The organism is Dyella sp. BiH032 (genome assembly GCF_031954525.1).
Taxonomy (GTDB): domain Bacteria; phylum Pseudomonadota; class Gammaproteobacteria; order Xanthomonadales; family Rhodanobacteraceae; genus Dyella_D.
In genome coordinates this window covers 670,374-685,401 of record NZ_CP134867.1, presented here as the reverse complement: position 1 = coordinate 685,401, position 15,028 = coordinate 670,374, and the positions used below count along the sequence as shown (strand labels likewise).

17 protein-coding genes are annotated in these 15,028 nt (G+C 66.6%); 1 reads left to right on the top strand and 16 read right to left on the bottom strand.

What is annotated here, in order from left to right:
* Position 1: 1 nt before the first annotated feature.
* From RKE25_RS02955 to RKE25_RS02930, 6 genes are all read right to left on the bottom strand, one after another.
* Positions 2-436 (bottom strand): phosphotransferase, encoded by a 435-nt coding sequence (locus RKE25_RS02955; protein ID WP_311840780.1) that lies wholly within the window; start codon positions 434-436, stop codon positions 2-4.
* Positions 420-2,747, bottom strand: a complete 2,328-nt coding sequence (locus RKE25_RS02950; protein ID WP_311840779.1) for an MMPL family transporter — start codon at positions 2,745-2,747, stop codon at positions 420-422. The genes RKE25_RS02955 and RKE25_RS02950 overlap by 17 nt, the downstream gene beginning before the upstream one ends.
* Positions 2,748-2,749: 2 nt before the next feature.
* Positions 2,750-3,367 carry a LolA-related protein gene (locus tag RKE25_RS02945; protein WP_311840778.1) on the bottom strand — a complete coding sequence of 206 codons (618 nt, stop codon included), beginning with the start codon at positions 3,365-3,367 and terminating at the stop codon, positions 2,750-2,752.
* On the bottom strand, positions 3,315-4,268 hold the full coding sequence (locus tag RKE25_RS02940) for an acyltransferase (RefSeq protein WP_311840777.1): 954 nt from the start codon (positions 4,266-4,268) through the stop codon (positions 3,315-3,317). The genes RKE25_RS02945 and RKE25_RS02940 overlap by 53 nt, the downstream gene beginning before the upstream one ends.
* Entirely contained in the window at positions 4,265-4,579 is a 315-nt protein-coding gene (locus RKE25_RS02935; RefSeq protein WP_311840776.1) for a hydroxymyristoyl-ACP dehydratase, read from the bottom strand. The genes RKE25_RS02940 and RKE25_RS02935 overlap by 4 nt, the downstream gene beginning before the upstream one ends.
* Before the next feature lie 68 nt (positions 4,580-4,647).
* Positions 4,648-4,920, bottom strand: coding sequence for a phosphopantetheine-binding protein (locus RKE25_RS02930; RefSeq protein WP_311840775.1), 273 nt, complete (start codon positions 4,918-4,920; stop codon positions 4,648-4,650).
* A gap of 103 nt (positions 4,921-5,023) precedes the next feature.
* Between RKE25_RS02930 and RKE25_RS02925 the strand changes: the two genes are divergently transcribed.
* Positions 5,024-6,016 carry a pteridine-dependent deoxygenase gene (locus tag RKE25_RS02925; RefSeq protein ID WP_311840774.1) on the top strand — a complete coding sequence of 331 codons (993 nt, stop codon included), beginning with the start codon at positions 5,024-5,026 and terminating at the stop codon, positions 6,014-6,016.
* A 13-nt stretch (positions 6,017-6,029) separates the two neighbouring features.
* On the opposite strand, the gene RKE25_RS02920 is transcribed toward RKE25_RS02925, so the two are convergent.
* From RKE25_RS02920 to atpE, 10 genes are all read right to left on the bottom strand, one after another.
* Complete coding sequence (locus tag RKE25_RS02920; protein ID WP_311840773.1) at positions 6,030-6,806, bottom strand: DUF4850 domain-containing protein; 777 nt, start codon at positions 6,804-6,806, stop codon at positions 6,030-6,032.
* Between the two features lie 35 nt (positions 6,807-6,841).
* Positions 6,842-8,209, bottom strand: a complete 1,368-nt coding sequence (glmU, locus tag RKE25_RS02915) for a bifunctional UDP-N-acetylglucosamine diphosphorylase/glucosamine-1-phosphate N-acetyltransferase GlmU (RefSeq protein WP_311840772.1) — start codon at positions 8,207-8,209, stop codon at positions 6,842-6,844.
* A gap of 45 nt (positions 8,210-8,254) precedes the next feature.
* The gene (locus tag RKE25_RS02910) at positions 8,255-8,803 is read right to left on the bottom strand and encodes a hypothetical protein (protein ID WP_311840771.1); all 549 of its coding nucleotides are present in this window, start codon (positions 8,801-8,803) and stop codon (positions 8,255-8,257) included.
* Between the two features lie 100 nt (positions 8,804-8,903).
* Positions 8,904-9,329 (bottom strand): F0F1 ATP synthase subunit epsilon, encoded by a 426-nt coding sequence (locus tag RKE25_RS02905; protein ID WP_311840770.1) that lies wholly within the window; start codon positions 9,327-9,329, stop codon positions 8,904-8,906.
* Positions 9,330-9,419: 90 nt separating this feature from the next.
* Positions 9,420-10,853 (bottom strand): F0F1 ATP synthase subunit beta, encoded by a 1,434-nt coding sequence (atpD, locus tag RKE25_RS02900; RefSeq protein ID WP_311840769.1) that lies wholly within the window; start codon positions 10,851-10,853, stop codon positions 9,420-9,422.
* A gap of 95 nt (positions 10,854-10,948) precedes the next feature.
* A complete protein-coding gene (gene atpG, locus RKE25_RS02895; RefSeq protein WP_311840768.1) occupies positions 10,949-11,866 on the bottom strand; it encodes a F0F1 ATP synthase subunit gamma in 918 nt (305 codons plus the stop codon).
* A gap of 67 nt (positions 11,867-11,933) precedes the next feature.
* Entirely contained in the window at positions 11,934-13,484 is a 1,551-nt protein-coding gene (gene atpA / locus RKE25_RS02890) for a F0F1 ATP synthase subunit alpha (RefSeq protein WP_311840767.1), read from the bottom strand.
* Between the two features lie 96 nt (positions 13,485-13,580).
* Complete coding sequence (locus RKE25_RS02885) at positions 13,581-14,114, bottom strand: F0F1 ATP synthase subunit delta (RefSeq protein ID WP_311840766.1); 534 nt, start codon at positions 14,112-14,114, stop codon at positions 13,581-13,583.
* Between the two features lie 3 nt (positions 14,115-14,117).
* Entirely contained in the window at positions 14,118-14,588 is a 471-nt protein-coding gene (locus RKE25_RS02880) for a F0F1 ATP synthase subunit B (protein ID WP_311840765.1), read from the bottom strand.
* 81 nt (positions 14,589-14,669) lie between these two features.
* Positions 14,670-14,957, bottom strand: a complete 288-nt coding sequence (gene atpE, locus RKE25_RS02875) for a F0F1 ATP synthase subunit C (protein WP_311840764.1) — start codon at positions 14,955-14,957, stop codon at positions 14,670-14,672.
* Positions 14,958-15,028 lie beyond the last annotated feature (71 nt).

Sequence of the window (15,028 nt, the reverse complement as noted above, 5' to 3'; positions counted from 1 at the left end):
CTCAGCCGGCGACGTAGATCACTGCGGCGCGACCGCTCGCCAGCTCGCGCCCGGCTTGCACCACACGGAACGCATACTGCGCGCCGCCCTCGTCGGCGAACAACTGCTCCGCATGGACGTCCAGACAGCCGCCGCGAGCGTCGACGTAGGTGACGGCCAGCATGACGTCGCGCAGGCTCACCAGGCGCCCCTGGCGCACGCCCTCGTCGCCCCGCGCCCGCGCAGCCAGCGCGCCGTGCACGGCCATCGCCTGCGCACCGTATTCGGACAGGTGAACCGCATGAAGACCTTGCGGCGAACGTAGCGGATGCGCCTCATCCGCGTGACTGTCGCTGATCGCGTGGATGTGCGTGGCATCCCATGCGAGCACGGTGTCGAGCAGGCACATGCCGCCCGCATGGGGAATCAGGTGGGCCCAGTCAGTCCGTTCGAGCATGGTTCGCGTGTGGCGCCATCAGGGTGGAAAGGCAGAAATGAAAAGCGACGCCCAGGCTGACCGTAAGGCCGATGGCGCGCAGCACGGGGATGCTGCTCCAGGCAAACATGCCGAACACGAGCAGCGCGGAGGCCACGCACACCAGGGTAGCGTGCAAGGTGCGGCGCTGCTCGGCGGCATCGCCGGTATCGCGCTCGAAGAACAGCGCATAGTGCAGGCCGAGGCCGGCGGCAAGCGTCAGTGCCACCAGGTGAAACAGGGATATCTCGATACCTGCGGCACGTTCCACCGCCAATACCAGAAAAGTGGCCAGCGTCATCGGTGCGAGCACGTGCCAGGCGCGCCGAACGCCTCGCAATGCGAAGACGATGGTGAGCACCAGCAACACCGTAGCGGCCACGAGCGCATGGAGAATCCGCGTGCGGTAATCGGCCACCAAGGATTCGGACGCCTGCTTGAGATCCAGCAGGCGGACGGTGCCACCGCTTTCTTTCGCCAACGCTTGGAGCGCGGCAACGTCATGCACGCCGCTGAGCGTGCCCAGGCCGAGCCACCGATCTTCGCGCTGCACCAGCATGGCCGCCAGGCGCTGGCCCAGCGCGCTTCTCATGAAGACATCCGGCGTCAGTGGCGGCAGGCTGCGCGCCTTTTCCACGTCCGCGACGAAGGGTTCGAACAGATCCTTGCGAAACGGCATGCCCTGCGCGGTCTGAGCGAGCGCGGCGCGAAGGCTGTCGCCATCCGGCAACTGGCCCTGCCGCGCCAGCTGGCGCGCCGTGCTCGGCAGGAAGCGGGATGGCAACTCCACGGCATCTACGGCATGCCGGCTTACCAACGCATCGGCCTTCGACTCCAGCTGCTCCGAGAGGCGCAGCACACCTTGCGCATCGCCGGCCTGGAGCACCAGCAGGTAACGCACGTCGGGCGCGCCGAGCGCCTCGCGCAGACGGGCATCGCGCTGCAGCAGGTCCTGCGGCAGCGGCGTGAGCGCCGCGAGGTCGTTCTGCCAGAAAGCCCCCGGCGCGAGCGTCAACGCCAAGGCGATGGCCACGGCAACCGCCGCGGGCAGCCAGCGTGGTCGCGGCAGGCGGTCGAAGAAAGCACGGGCGCGCGCCAGCCATGGCATGTCCGCGACATCGCGGATGCGTTCCGGGAGCAGACGCGGCAACAGATAACGCGTACACAGTCCGGCCACTAGCAGGCCGGTGATGGTGAACACCGCCAGCTGCTGCAAGCCATTGACGCCCGACGCGTAGAACGCGAGATACGCAATGCAGGCCGATGCGATCGCAGTCAGCAGCAGCGGCCATAGGACGCGCACGCTGGCCATCGCATCCTCCCCGGCCCGGCGATGGCTGAGCACACGGATGGGATACTCCTGCGCCACACCGAGCAGCGTGAAGCCAAAAGCGAGCGTGATGCCGTGCACCTGCGGGAACACCAACACCAGGGCGGCGATGCCCGCCAGCGCGGCGCTCGCGATCGGCAGCGCCGAGAGCAATAAGGAACCGACGCTGCGGTAGGCGAGCAGCAACAGCAGGATGAAACCCGCGGTGGATACGTTGCCGATCCATTCGGCCTGGCGCCGGGTCTGCTCGCTCACCACGACGCTGAAGTAGCCCGGGCCGCTGACGGTCAGCCGCGCGGCGGCGGCGCCCCGCAATCCGCGGAAGGCCCGTTCGATGCCCGCAACGGCCTCGCCCTGCGCCGTGGGGTCGAATCCTGCCGCCCGCGTCTGCACCACCAGCAAGGCTTCGCCGCGCGAGGAAAACCACACACCCTCGCGCACGTCCGGCGTGCGCGGCGGCGTCCAGCGTTCGGCGAGCTTGAGCACTTCCAGCGTGGGGTCGCGCGGCAGCAGCCCCTTCAACAGCGTTGCCGCCGGCGATGAAAGATCGTCCAGCCGCTGTTCCAACTGGTCGGCGAGAAACGCTTCGTCGTAATGCTCCGTATCGAGCGTCGGCGACAGCAGATAGCGGTACGGCAGCAGTTGTTCGTCCAGCGCGGTCAGGTCGAAGCTGCCGTTGAGTACCTGCGTGTAGCGCGGATCGCCGCGCAGCGCCGCGACGAGGCCCTGACTCAACCCCGCCAGACTGGCGTCGTCGCCGCCATCGATCGCCAGCAGCAGCACCCGCGAACCGGGGCCGTCGCCGACCTGTTCCATCAGCAATCGCTGCTCGAAGGTCGTGGGGGTGGGCATGAAATCGCGCAGATCGCCGCTCACCTTGAGCCGCTGGGACACCAGCACGCCCAGGCCGGCGAGCATCACCAGCCACGCCAGGAGCAATAGGGCCTTGCCCCGGCGCCCCATGCTCAGCCGTCGCCTTTGCACAAAGCGGAAAGAGCTTCGCGCGAGGGCGACGAAGGCATGCGGGTTGCCAGCTCGCCCAGGAGATCCACGGCGAGGTCGCCGTCGGCTTCCTGCATGCGCATGCAGCGCGGCTCGCTGTCGCGCCCATCGATCTCGATGCTGGCAATGGCCTTGGCGACGCGGGGATCGCGCGGTGTCAGCGTAAGCGTCCAACCGCCGGCACGGCTTTCGTGCCGGACTTCGAAGGCCTGGCTCAGGCGCGAGGCGTCGCCGCCGAGCAACGCCACGAAACTGTCCAGCAGTACCTGAAGCTGGGGGGCGCGCTTGAGCGAAAAACTGCGCGGCTTGCGGCCATCGCGCTGCTGCGTCACTTCGCCATCGGCGATAGTGGAGACTTCCTTCGTCGGTCGATCCACTCGCCGCTCGAGCTTGTCGCCACCCAGCCAGCCCAGCTCGCCGGACACGACCAGCGGCTGCTCCAGCACCTTCATGAAACGCGCTTCCGCGAACGGCGTGCGGGCCGGCGCGGGACGAGCCAGCGAAGCGATCAGCGCCTGGGCATCACGCTCAGCCGGCGCTGCGCTGACCCAGCACGGCAGAGCCAGGCCGAGCAGGAGCATGCAGGTCTTGCTGCCAGAAATCATAGAAGTTGAACCAGTTGTAGGGGGCTTCGTGGATGTAATGCTCGACGCGCCGCGCGTAACGCGCGATGACCGCGTCCAGCGCCGCCGCGCGGTCCCCGCGGGGAATCTCGACGCGGTCCGCGAAGATTTCGAAAACCAGACGGTAACGATTGCCGCCCTGGTAGAGGCCGAAGCAAAGCACCACCGGCACCCCCATGGTATGCGCCAGCAGCCACGGGCTGACCGGGAACGGTGCAGGCCGGTCCAGCAGCTCGGCACGCCGAAGCACCTCGTGCTCGCGGCCGCGATCGGCCAGCAGTGCCACCATCGCGCCCTGCTCGCAGGCTTCGGCCATTTCCAGCGCCACCGAGGTGCCGTCCTTCGATGCATCGATGACTTTGTCGCCGATGCCGGGGGCCAGCGCCTCGAGCAGTTCGGTCAGCGCGGGCGTCTTCTGCTTGTCGAGCAGCACGCGCAGCGGGATGTCCGGACGCCGCGTGCTGATCGCGCGCAGCGCCTCGAAACTGCCCTGGTGCGAGCCGAACAGAAGGACGCCACGTCCCCGCCCGATGCGTTCCGTCAGCGCCTCGAGCCCTTCCACCTCGATAGCGAAACCTTTCTCGCCCCGCGCCAGCAGGAATACGCGATCCAGCATGGTCGCCGCGAAGCAGTGGATGTGCTTCAGCACATGCCAGGTGGTCACGCGATGCGGCAGAACACGTTCGAGGAACTGCCGCGAGGCCTCTCGCTCCGGCTTGCGGCGAAGGTAGAAGTACAGCGTGATGGGATAGAGGAACAGGCGTGCGAACCCGCGCCCGCCGTACAGTGCGATGCTGCGGATCAGCCACAGTGCGAAGCGTCCGCCGCCTTCCGGGCGACTCTGCCAATGCCCGCTCATGCGAGCGCTTCCTCGATCTGGCTTCCCTCGACCTGGCCGCGCGCAAGCAGCACGTCGTCACGGCGGATCTCGAAACGCACCCGCGTGCCGGTCTCGCTCATCGTGATTTCGGCGGTCTCGCCGGGAAACAGCGGCGCGATGAACTTCGCTTCCACGATGCGCGCCACGCGCTGCCCACGCCAGTCGCGCAGCGCGTCCGCTACTTTTTCCAGCAGGACGACACCAGGTACCAGCGGATGGCCGGGGAAATGGCCCGGCAGGCAGGGATGCGAAGGCTCGACACGCATGGAAACGAGATAGGTCGGCATCATGCGGCCACCGGCGTGCGCCAGGAGAGGAGACGAAGGATGCCTTCAGCGCCGGGCATCGTCAGCGCGGCTCAGGCGGCGGTGCGGTGTTTTTCGACGTGCTCGGAGAGCGACCGCAGGCTGGCGAAGATCGCGCGGTTGTCCGGATTGTCCGAGCGGAGCTGGAACCCATACTTCTTGGAAACCGCCAGAGCGATCTCCAGGGCATCGATGGAATCCAGGCCAAGGTCGCCGCCGAAGAGCGGTGCGTCGGGATCGATCCGGGCGGGTTCGACCGCCTCCAGGTTGAGGCTTTCGACGATCAGGGTCGCCAATTCACGTTGTGCCGCGGTCTGCTCTGCCATGCTCGTCCCGTACTGCGCCGTACATGCCTCTCCGGTCGGCTTCTCCCGGTCGGCAAGGAGCGGCAGTGTAACATAGCGACCCTGTTGTCCCTGGTGACGGTGCATGGCTAAGGGTTCAGAAAGCGCTCTACCGACCGCTCTCGAGCGGCGGGCTCCCCGGGTCTCCTATCGCCACGAATCCCTGGCCGACGTGCTCGCCGAAACGGGCACGCTGGCAGCGTTCGGGTTCGGCGCCGGGGCCCCCTCGCACGACGACCCGCGCTATCTGGGCGTTCCCTTGGAAGGCCTGGACGCGCCGACGCCGCTTGAGGTGTGGCAGGTGGACGGGCCCGTGGCCACCGGCCGCGAGGGCGATGTTCGCTGGGCCGAAGGCCAGGGCTGGCTGTTCGCTGCCATCGAACTGGACGAAGGCACGCATGGCGGTCCACGCGACACCGCCGAGCATGCGTACCGGCAGCTGCGCGAGTTCCTCGGCGCACGCGCCCCCCGCCACGTGCAGCGCATCTGGAACTACCTGGGCGCGATCAACGAAGGCGAAGGCGACAGCGAACGCTACAAGCTGTTCTGCGAAGGCCGTGCCGCGGGCATGGGGCAGTTCTTCAGCGACGGCTTTCCGGCGGCCACCGCCATCGGCCACCATGGCGGTACCGATCGCCTGCAGGTCTATCTGCTGGCCTGTGATGCTCCCGGCGCCCGCGTCGAGAACCCGCGCCAGGTCAGCGCGTGGAGGTATCCGCGCCAATATGGCCGCACGCCGCCCAGCTTCGCGCGCGGCATGGCGCTGCCCGGCCAGGACGCCCTGGCGATTTCCGGTACGGCCGCGGTCGTCGGCCATAGCTCCGCGCATGAGGACGATCTCGACGCACAGCTGGGCGAGACGCTCGCAAATCTGGAAACACTGCTCGCGCATGCAGGCATGCCGGCCGGATTCGATACGCATTCACCGCTCAAGGCCTACGTGCGCCACGCCATCGATGCGCCACGCGTGATCGACTTCCTCGCCTCGCGCCTGCCCGGCGTACCGGTGCTGCTGCTGCACGGCGACGTCTGTCGCCGTGAACTGCTGGTGGAGATCGACGGCTGGCGCTACGCGTGAGCGCGCTGGTGGCTCACGGCTTTCCGCATCCGCCGTGGGCACTCTGGAACGAGGCCAGTAGAGAGGCGGCCAGCGCCGAACGGGATTCGGGCACTCCAACGGCGAGCTCTCGATAGAACGGGTCGCCGGTCTGGTCGAACACTGCCATCGCGCGCACGGGTGGCGAAGCCGGCAGGCGATAAGCGAGGCGCACGGTGCAGCGATCCAGGCGCTCGAGCGTGTCGGGCCTGGGTTCGAGCGAGGGCTCCGGCGTCCGGGTTTCCATCAGCTCGTCCAATGCCTTGTGCGCACCTGGAAACAGGCCCTGCGCAGCCTCGTAGATGCAGCCGAGGCAAGCAGGATAGAGCGTCCAGCTCATCCAGCCCGCTGCCGCGCCGTCAGGCGCGACGAAACTGAAAATCGTATTGCCATCCACGCCCACCGCCGTACGCCGCGGCTTCCATCCGCGAGGCACCACCATCCAGCCGGTAGCGCTGGCGTAGAAGAGTTGCAGCTGGGGGCGCACCTCGTCCGCCAAGGGAAGCGCGAACGGCGGGATGTCCGCGTCGCGCACCTGCTCCCACTCGCCCTCCTCGTCCTTGAGTTCAATGCGCGTGGCCGGCAGGCGGGTGATGGGGCGGCCCGCGCCGTCGCGCGGGTGCGCTGGCACTAGCCGGAAATCCTCGCCCTGCGTGGACAGGTAATGCGACGGTGGTCCCGTGAGTGTGCGCTGCTGCGGTTCCGCATGGACGGAAACCAAGACCGCGGCGAGGAACAAGGTCATGGCGACCAGGTACCGATAAGAGATCATGCAAGACACTCCTTGTCCGATTCGTGGAAGGGCGGCTACTTCTTCTCCGGCCGCTTCCACCCGTGCAGCGTGGCCTGACGGCCGCGCGCGATGGTGAGTTCACCGGCGGGCGCGTCCTTGGTGATCACGGAGCCCGCGCCGATCGTCGCGTTCTGGCCCACCCGGACCGGCGCCACCAGAGCGGTATTGGACCCAATGAATGCACCATCGTCGATCTGCGTGAGGCTCTTGTTCACGCCGTCGTAGTTGCAGGTGATGGTGCCAGCGCCGATGTTCACCTTGCTGCCGACCACCGTATCGCCGAGGTAGGTCAGGTGGTTGGCCTTGCTGCCTTCGCCCAGGCGAGCCTTTTTTGTCTCGACGAAGTTGCCGATGTGTACGCCGGCCGCCAGCTCCGTCCCGGGACGCAGGCGTGCGAACGGGCCGATGACGCATGGCCCGTGAGTCACCACGCCCTCGAGATCGCAGTGCGCCTGCACGATCGTGCCGGCCGCGAGGTGGACATCCTTGAGTCGGCTGAATGGACCCACGCGCACGTCTTCGCCGAGATGCACCTCGCCTTCCAGGATGACGTCGATATCGATGTCGACGTCGCACTCGACCGTGACGGATCCGCGCACATCGATACGCGCGGGATCGGCGATGCGCACGCCCTCGAGCGCGAGCGCCCTGGCGGCGCGCTGGCGATAGACGGCTTCCAGTTCGGTCAGCTGCCACGGGTTGTTGGCCCCGGCCGCCTCCATTTCATCGTCGCATTCGACGCAGAAGGCCGGGCGGCTTTCAGTGGCCGCCATCGCGAAGATGTCGGTGAGGTAATACTCGCCCTGCGCGTTGTTGCGGTCGAGCCGGTTGGTCCAACGCTTCAGCGAAGCCGCGTCGGCGGCGACGATGCCGGTATTGATCAGGTCGATCGCACGCTGCTCGTCGTTGGCGTCCTTCTCCTCCACGATGGCCCGCACGAAGCCGCTGCCATCCAGCAGCACGCGGCCGTAGCCGCGCGGATCGGCCACGCGCGTGGCGAGCACGGTAAGCGGCTGGTCAGCCTCCACCAGGCGACGCAAGGTGGCGGGCTGGGTGAGCGGAACGTCGCCGTACAGCACCAGCACGGCCGCATGATCCGGCACCTCGCGCAGCGCCTGCGCGACGGCGTGGCCCGTGCCGAGGCGCTCCGCCTGCAGCACCCAGCGCAGGTCGGGCTGGCCTTCGAAGGCTGCGAGCACCTGATCGCCACCATGGCCATAGACCACGTGGATCTGCTCCGCGGACAGCGCGCGTGCGGCCGAGAGCACGTGGGCCAGCAGCGGGCGGCCCGCCAGCGGCATCAGCACCTTGGCCTTTTTCGATTTCATGCGCTTGCCCTCGCCGGCGGCGAGGACGATGACGTGCAGGGGCATGTTCTTCATGGCTGTCCCGTCGAGTTTTGCTTAGCGCGGCAGCATAGCAGCCGACTATTCCGATCCATGACCGCTGGCTGACGGAGCGTCGCCGGTCGTGACCTGCGCCGCACCCGAGTGGCATTCGAAGCGAAAGTCGTAGGCGAGGCTGAACGGCCGGGTCTCGCTGTCGACGACATGACTTTCACCATTGGCGTCCGCCGCCCAGCGATCGATCTTCAGTGGCACGAACGACCACTGCCTCGCCGCGACCTTCACCGCGTCGATGTAAGACCGACGATCGGCATTCGCACTGGCTTCGTCATCCGCGCGCACGTCGGCGACCTTGCCGCTTGCGTCCACCACCAGCCATGCACGCACCTCCACCGGTGGCGGGCAGCGCGACAGCAACGAAGGCGGATAGATGGGGTTCACGCGACGATCCGGCGCGGCGCCGCTCGATACCTCGCCCATCGCCAGCTGGTAGCGTGCCGTCCCCTCGGGGAGCACCGCATGCCAGTTGGCGCTTCCCGATGGCGGCGGGGACGACTGCGTCGTGACGTGGAGACATCCGACCAACAAGGCGGCGGAAACGGCGGGGAAGGCTCGGGAGATCCTTGCCATGCATACCTCCGATCGGACACGCCCGCACCTTGCCCAAACGAAAACGCCGGCACAAGGCCGGCGTTTCATATCCTGTCGGGGCTGTGGCGCCCTACTGGGATCAGTGCTTGAGGTTCTTGCGCAGGCGCTCCAGCGCCTGAAGCTGGGTGAGCGCCTCGGCCAGCTTGGCCTGCGCCTCGGCGATTTCCATCGCATCGGTGCGGTTGGCCAGGGCATCTTCCGCTTCCTTCTTGGCCTGCAGGGCTGCGGCCTCGTCCAGGTCGGCGGCGCGCGCGGCCGTGTCGGCCAGCACCGTCACCACCTGCGGCTGCACCTCGAGAATGCCGCCGGACACCCAGAACTGCTGACGCTCGCCATTGGCGAGGACCACGTCGACGTGGCCCGGCTTCAGGCGGGTGATCAGCGGCGCGTGGCGGGGCGCGATGCCCAGCTCGCCCATTTCACCGGTGGCGACCACCATCGTGGCCTCGCCGTGGAAGATCTCGGCTTCGGCACTGACGATGTCGACTCGAAGGGTATGGCTCATGTCTGTCTCGCTCTGCTCGACGGGAACTCAGGATCGGGGACGGAGAACGGCACGCTTCGGCTCACCGTTCCCCTGACGCAGCCCCTATCCTCAGGCCGCCTTCTTCGCGGCCATGTCCTCGGCCTTCTTGATGGCCTCGTCGATGCCGCCGACCATGTAGAACGCCTGCTCCGGGATGTGGTCGACTTCGCCGTCGACGATCATCTTGAAGCCGCGGATGGTTTCCTTCAGCGTCACGTACTTGCCCGGCGCGCCGGTGAACACTTCGGCCACGTGGAACGGCTGGGAGAAGAAGCGCTCGCACTTGCGCGCGCGGTACACCACCTGCTTGTCTTCTTCGGACAGCTCGTCCATGCCGAGGATCGCGATGATGTCCTTCAGTTCCTTGTAGCGCTGCAACATGCCCTGCACCTTGCGCGCCACCTCGTAGTGCTCCGCGCCGACCACGTTCGGGTCGAGCTGGCGGCTGGTGGAGTCCAGCGGATCCACGGCCGGGTAGATACCGAGCGAAGCGATGTTACGCGACAGGGTGACGGTCGAATCCAAGTGCGCAAAGGTGGTGGCCGGCGACGGGTCGGTCAGGTCGTCCGCGGGCACGTACACGGCCTGGATCGAGGTGATCGAACCGGTCTTGGTCGAGGTGATGCGCTCCTGCAGCACGCCCATTTCCTCAGCCAACGTCGGCTGGTAACCCACCGCCGACGGCATACGGCCGAGCAGTGCGGACACTTCGGTACCGGCCAGCGTGTAGCGGTAGATGTTATCCACGAAGAACAGCACGTCACGGCCCTTGCCGTGCTCGTCCTTCTCATCGCGGAAGTACTCGGCCATGGTCAGGCCGGTCAGAGCCACGCGCAGGCGGTTGCCCGGCGGCTCGTTCATCTGGCCGTAGACCATCGCCACCTTGGACTCGGGCAGGTTGTCGATCTTGACGACGCCCGCGTCCTGCATCTCGTGATAGAAGTCGTTGCCTTCGCGGGTACGCTCGCCCACGCCGGCAAACACCGACAGACCCGAATGCTGGGTCGCGATATTGTTGATCAGCTCCAGCATGTTCACGGTCTTGCCCACGCCGGCGCCGCCGAACAGGCCGACCTTGCCGCCCTTGGCGAACGGGCACACCAGATCGATCACCTTGATGCCGGTTTCCAGCAGCTCGTTGGCCAGCGCCTGGTCGTCGTAGCTGGGGGCTTCACGGTGGATGACCCAGTGATCCTTCGCCTCGATCGGACCGACTTCGTCGATCGGGTTGCCGAGCACGTCCATGATGCGACCCAGGGTGGCCTTGCCGACCGGCACCTTGATGCCTTCGCCGGTGTTGCGCGCGACGAGGCCGCGCTTCAGGCCGTCGGTGGAACCCAGGGCGATGGTGCGCACCACGCCGTCGCCAAGCACCTGCTGGACTTCCAGCGTGATCTCGGTGCCGTCGATCTTCAGCGCGTCGTAAACCTGCGGCACCTGATCGCGTGCGAACTCGACGTCGATGACCGCGCCGATGATCTGTACAACTTTGCCCTGGCTCATGGATGTGCTCCGGATGGATCTTTGAATGTCTTGGATGGGTCAGCGCCCTGGAAGGTCGCCTGTTCTTGATGTGTCGCTATCGCCGGTTACCGCGTTCAGACCGCCGCGGCGCCGCCGACGATTTCCGAGATTTCCTGCGTGATCGCGGCCTGGCGTGCCTTGTTGTAGACCAGCGTCAGCTCGCCGATGACCTTGCTCGCGTTGTCCGAGGCCGCCTTCATCGCGACCATGCGCGCCGCGTGCTCGCTGGCGAGATTTTCCAGCACACCCTGGTACACCACCGACTCGATGTAGCGCCCCAGCACGTGCTCCAGCACCGTGGCGGCGTCCGGCTCGTAGATGTAGTCCCAGTCGTGCGTCTGCTCGAGCTTGATGCCGGCATAGGCCGATTCGCCCGCCGCCTGGTGCGCTTCGAGCTCCGCGGCCACCAGAGGCAGCGGCAGCAGCGCGTCGAGCGTCGGCTTCTGGGTCATCGTGTTGACGAAGTCGTTATACGCAAGGAACACGCGATCGAGCTTGCCCGCGGTGTACGCGTCCAGCGCCACCTTGATCACGCCCACCAGCTGCTCGACCTTGGGCTTCTCACCCAGGTGGGTAACGCTGCCGACGAGGTTCACGCCCTTGATGCGGCGGAAGAACTGCACGGCCTTCTGGCCCACGGCCACGACGTCAACCTCGACGCCCTTGTCCTGCCACTCGCGGATGGCGGGCAGCAGACGGCGGAACAGGTTCGAATTCAGGCCGCCACACAGGCCGCGGTCGGTCGAGACCACCACGTAGCCGACGCGCGCCACTTTCTCGCGCTGCACCAGGAACGGATGGGTGAAATCGGTGCTGGCCTGGGCGACGTGCGCGATCACTTTGCGCATCTGGCGCGCATAGGGGCGCGATGCCTTCATCAGATCCTGCGCCTTGCGGATCTTCGACGCCGAGACCATTTCGAGCGCGCGCGTCACCTTGCGCATGTTCTGCGTGCTCTTGATCTTGGATTTGATTTCGCGTCCGCCTGCCATCTCTTTCTCGCTCGCTGTGCTCGCTCGGGTACGGGGGTGGGAACGGTTGGCCGTTCCCGCGCCCTGCTTACCAGCTACCGGTCTTCTTGTACTCGTCCAGGCCGGACTTGAAGGTGGCCTCGATGTCGTTGTTCCAGTCACCGGTGGCGACGATCTTCTTCATCAGCTCGCCGTGGTTCTGATGGAAGAACGCATGCATGCCCTTCTCGAACGGCAGCACCTTGTCGACCGCCAGGTCGTCCAGGTAGCCCTTCTCGGCGGCGTACACCGACAGCGCGAGTTCGGCGATCGACAGCGGCGCGTACTGCTTCTGCTTCATCAGCTCGGTCACGCGCTGGCCGCGGTCCAATTGGGCGCGGGTGGCCGGGTCGAGGTCGGAAGCGAACTGCGCGAACGCGGCCAGCTCACGGAACTGCGCCAGGGCCAGCTTCACGCCGCCGGACAGCTTCTTCACGATCTTGGTCTGCGCCGAGCCGCCCACGCGCGACACCGAGATACCGGCGTTCACGGCCGGGCGGATGCCGGCGTTGAACAGGTCGGTCTCGAGGAAGATCTGCCCGTCGGTGATCGAGATCACGTTGGTCGGCACGAACGCGGACACGTCGCCGGCCTGGGTCTCGATGATCGGCAGCGCGGTCAGCGAACCGGTCTTGCCCTTCACTTCGCCGTTGGTGAACTTCTCGACGTACTCCTCGGACACGCGCGCGGCGCGCTCGAGCAGACGGGAGTGCAGGTAGAACACGTCGCCCGGATAGGCTTCGCGGCCCGGCGGGCGCTTCAGCAGCAGCGAGATCTGGCGGTAGGCCACGGCCTGCTTGGACAGATCGTCGTAGATGATCAGCGCGTCTTCGCCGCGATCGCGGAAGTACTCGCCCATGGCGCAACCGGCGTACGGCGCGATGTACTGCAGCGCGGCCGACTCGGAGGCGGAGGCGACCACCACGATGGTGTTGGCCAGCGCGCCGTTCTCTTCGAGCTTGCGCACCACATTGGCGATCGACGAGCGCTTCTGGCCGATCGCGACGTAAATGCACTTAATGCCGGAATCTTTCTGGTTGATGATCGCGTCGATGGCCAGCGCGGTCTTGCCGGTCTGGCGGTCGCCGATGATCAGCTCGCGCTGGCCGCGGCCGATCGGGATCATCGAGTCGACGGACTTGTAGCCGGTCTGCACCGGCTGGTCGACCGACTTACGCCACACCACGCCCGGCGCGACCTTTTCGATCGGCGAGCTGAGCTTGGCATTGAGCGGCCCCTTGCCGTCGATCGGATGGCCCAGCGAGTCGACCACGCGGCCCAGCAGCTCCGGACCGACCGGCACTTCGAGGATGCGGCCGGTGGTCTTGGCGGTATCGCCTTCGCGCAGGTGCTGGTATTCGCCCAGCACCACGGCGCCGACCGAGTCGCGCTCGAGGTTCAGCGCCAGGGCAAACGAATTGCCCGGCAGCTCGATCATTTCGCCCTGCATCACGTCAGCGAGGCCGTGGATGCGCACGATGCCGTCGGACACGCTGATGATCGTGCCCTCGTTGCGGGCTTCCGCGCCGAGCTTGAACTGCTCGATGCGGGTCTTGATCAGTTCACTGATCTCGGACGGGTTCAAGGTGGTGCTGGACATGGTCGTTATCCTGGAAATTTTTTTGAAAGCCGTTTTGCCCAAGCGCCCGCCACGAAAGGCCGGGACACTCTTCGCGAAATGGACTTCGCGTAAACCTTAGGTCGCCAGCGCGCCGGAGAGGCGCGCCAGGCGTCCGCGTACGGAGCCATCGATCACTTCGCTGCCGGTATCGATCACCACGCCGCCGAGCAGCGAGGGGTCGACCTGCGTCTCCAGCTCGATATCGCGCTTGAAGCGGCGCTTCAGCGAAGCCTTCAGCTGCTCGGCCTGCGCGGCGTCGAGCGCCATCGCGCTGGTCACCTTGACCAGCAGCTGCGACTCGGCCTCGCGCTTGTACTGCTCGAACAGATCGGCGACCTCCGGCAGCAGCGCCAGGCGACGGCGCTCGGCCAGCTCGCCCAGGAACTTCGCGAACGGCGCTTCGCCGTCCATGCCCTGCGGCAGATGCAGCGCCACCAGCTGCGACACTTGCACGCGCGGATCGTTGCCCAGCGCAGCGACACGCGCGTCCTTCGCCACCGCGGCGGCGAAGGTCAGCGACTGGGACCATGCGGACAGCGCGCCGGATGCGCGAGCCAGCTCGAAAGCTGCGCGCGCATACGGACGGGCGAGAGTGATTGCCTGGGCCATGAGTTAGATCTCAGCGACGAGCTGATCGAGCATCGCCTTGTGGGCCGACGCATCGACTTCGCGCTGCACGATCTTCTCGGCGCCCTGCACCGCCAGACGACCGACCCAGCCGCGCAGCTCCTCGCGGGCGCGCTGCTGCATGCTGGCGACTTCCTCGGTAGCAGCGGCCTTCAGGCGCGCGGTCTCGGCCACGGCGTCCTCGCGGGCCTTGTCCACGATCTGGTTGGCCTGCTGCTGGGCGCGCTCGATGATCTCGGCGGCCTGCTGGCGCGCCTGCTTGATCTCGAGGGCGACCTTGGCGTCGGCATCCTTCAGCTCGGCGCGCGCCTTCTCGGCGGCGGCCAGGCCTTCGGCAACCTTTTTCTGACGTTCTTCGATCGCGGCGTTGAGCTGCGGCCAGATGAACTTGGTGGTGAACCAGACCAGGATGGCGAAGGACACCATTTGGCCCAGGAAAGTCAGATTGATATTCATGAGCTTTCCAAATAACTCCGGTAACGCGTTAAACCGCCCCATCGCCGCAGCGCCAGGCGCTGCGGCGACTCATATCGCCGATTAGTGACCGGCGGCCGCCTGGATCACGGCGGTCAGCGGGTTCGAGAACGCGAACAGCAGGGCCACGGCCAGGCCGATGATGAACGCGGCGTCGATCAGGCCGGCGAGCAGGAACATGCGGCCCTGCAGCAGCGGGACCAGTTCCGGCTGGCGAGCAGCGGACTCGAGGAACTTGGAACCCATGATGGCGATGCCCAAGCAAGCGCCCAGCGCGCCCAGGCCAATGATGATGCCGATGGCGATGGCGGTCAGGCCCTGCACATGGGTCAGAAGTTCGGCGAGGTTCATGGTGTTCTCCTGTGAATCTTTCTAAAGGTTGGTTAGAGCGAAGCGGATTAAAGCGAAACCGGATGGAACCC

Excerpts from the sequence above, each read along its gene's own strand:
- RKE25_RS02955 (WP_311840780.1), bottom strand. The coding sequence starts at position 436 with ATGCTCGAACGGACTGACTGGGCCCACCTGATTCCCCATGCGGGCGGC.
- RKE25_RS02950 (WP_311840779.1), bottom strand. The coding sequence starts at position 2,747 with ATGGGGCGCCGGGGCAAGGCCCTATTGCTCCTGGCGTGGCTGGTGATG.
- RKE25_RS02945 (WP_311840778.1), bottom strand. The coding sequence starts at position 3,367 with ATGCTCCTGCTCGGCCTGGCTCTGCCGTGCTGGGTCAGCGCAGCGCCG.
- RKE25_RS02940 (WP_311840777.1), bottom strand. The coding sequence starts at position 4,268 with ATGAGCGGGCATTGGCAGAGTCGCCCGGAAGGCGGCGGACGCTTCGCA.
- RKE25_RS02935 (WP_311840776.1), bottom strand. The coding sequence starts at position 4,579 with ATGATGCCGACCTATCTCGTTTCCATGCGTGTCGAGCCTTCGCATCCC.
- RKE25_RS02930 (WP_311840775.1), bottom strand. The coding sequence starts at position 4,920 with ATGGCAGAGCAGACCGCGGCACAACGTGAATTGGCGACCCTGATCGTC.
- RKE25_RS02925 (WP_311840774.1), top strand. The coding sequence starts at position 5,024 with ATGGCTAAGGGTTCAGAAAGCGCTCTACCGACCGCTCTCGAGCGGCGG.
- RKE25_RS02920 (WP_311840773.1), bottom strand. The coding sequence starts at position 6,806 with ATGATCTCTTATCGGTACCTGGTCGCCATGACCTTGTTCCTCGCCGCG.
- glmU (WP_311840772.1), bottom strand. The coding sequence starts at position 8,209 with ATGAAGAACATGCCCCTGCACGTCATCGTCCTCGCCGCCGGCGAGGGC.
- RKE25_RS02910 (WP_311840771.1), bottom strand. The coding sequence starts at position 8,803 with ATGGCAAGGATCTCCCGAGCCTTCCCCGCCGTTTCCGCCGCCTTGTTG.
- RKE25_RS02905 (WP_311840770.1), bottom strand. The coding sequence starts at position 9,329 with ATGAGCCATACCCTTCGAGTCGACATCGTCAGTGCCGAAGCCGAGATC.
- atpD (WP_311840769.1), bottom strand. The coding sequence starts at position 10,853 with ATGAGCCAGGGCAAAGTTGTACAGATCATCGGCGCGGTCATCGACGTC.
- atpG (WP_311840768.1), bottom strand. The coding sequence starts at position 11,866 with ATGGCAGGCGGACGCGAAATCAAATCCAAGATCAAGAGCACGCAGAAC.
- atpA (WP_311840767.1), bottom strand. The coding sequence starts at position 13,484 with ATGTCCAGCACCACCTTGAACCCGTCCGAGATCAGTGAACTGATCAAG.
- RKE25_RS02885 (WP_311840766.1), bottom strand. The coding sequence starts at position 14,114 with ATGGCCCAGGCAATCACTCTCGCCCGTCCGTATGCGCGCGCAGCTTTC.
- RKE25_RS02880 (WP_311840765.1), bottom strand. The coding sequence starts at position 14,588 with ATGAATATCAATCTGACTTTCCTGGGCCAAATGGTGTCCTTCGCCATC.
- atpE (WP_311840764.1), bottom strand. The coding sequence starts at position 14,957 with ATGAACCTCGCCGAACTTCTGACCCATGTGCAGGGCCTGACCGCCATC.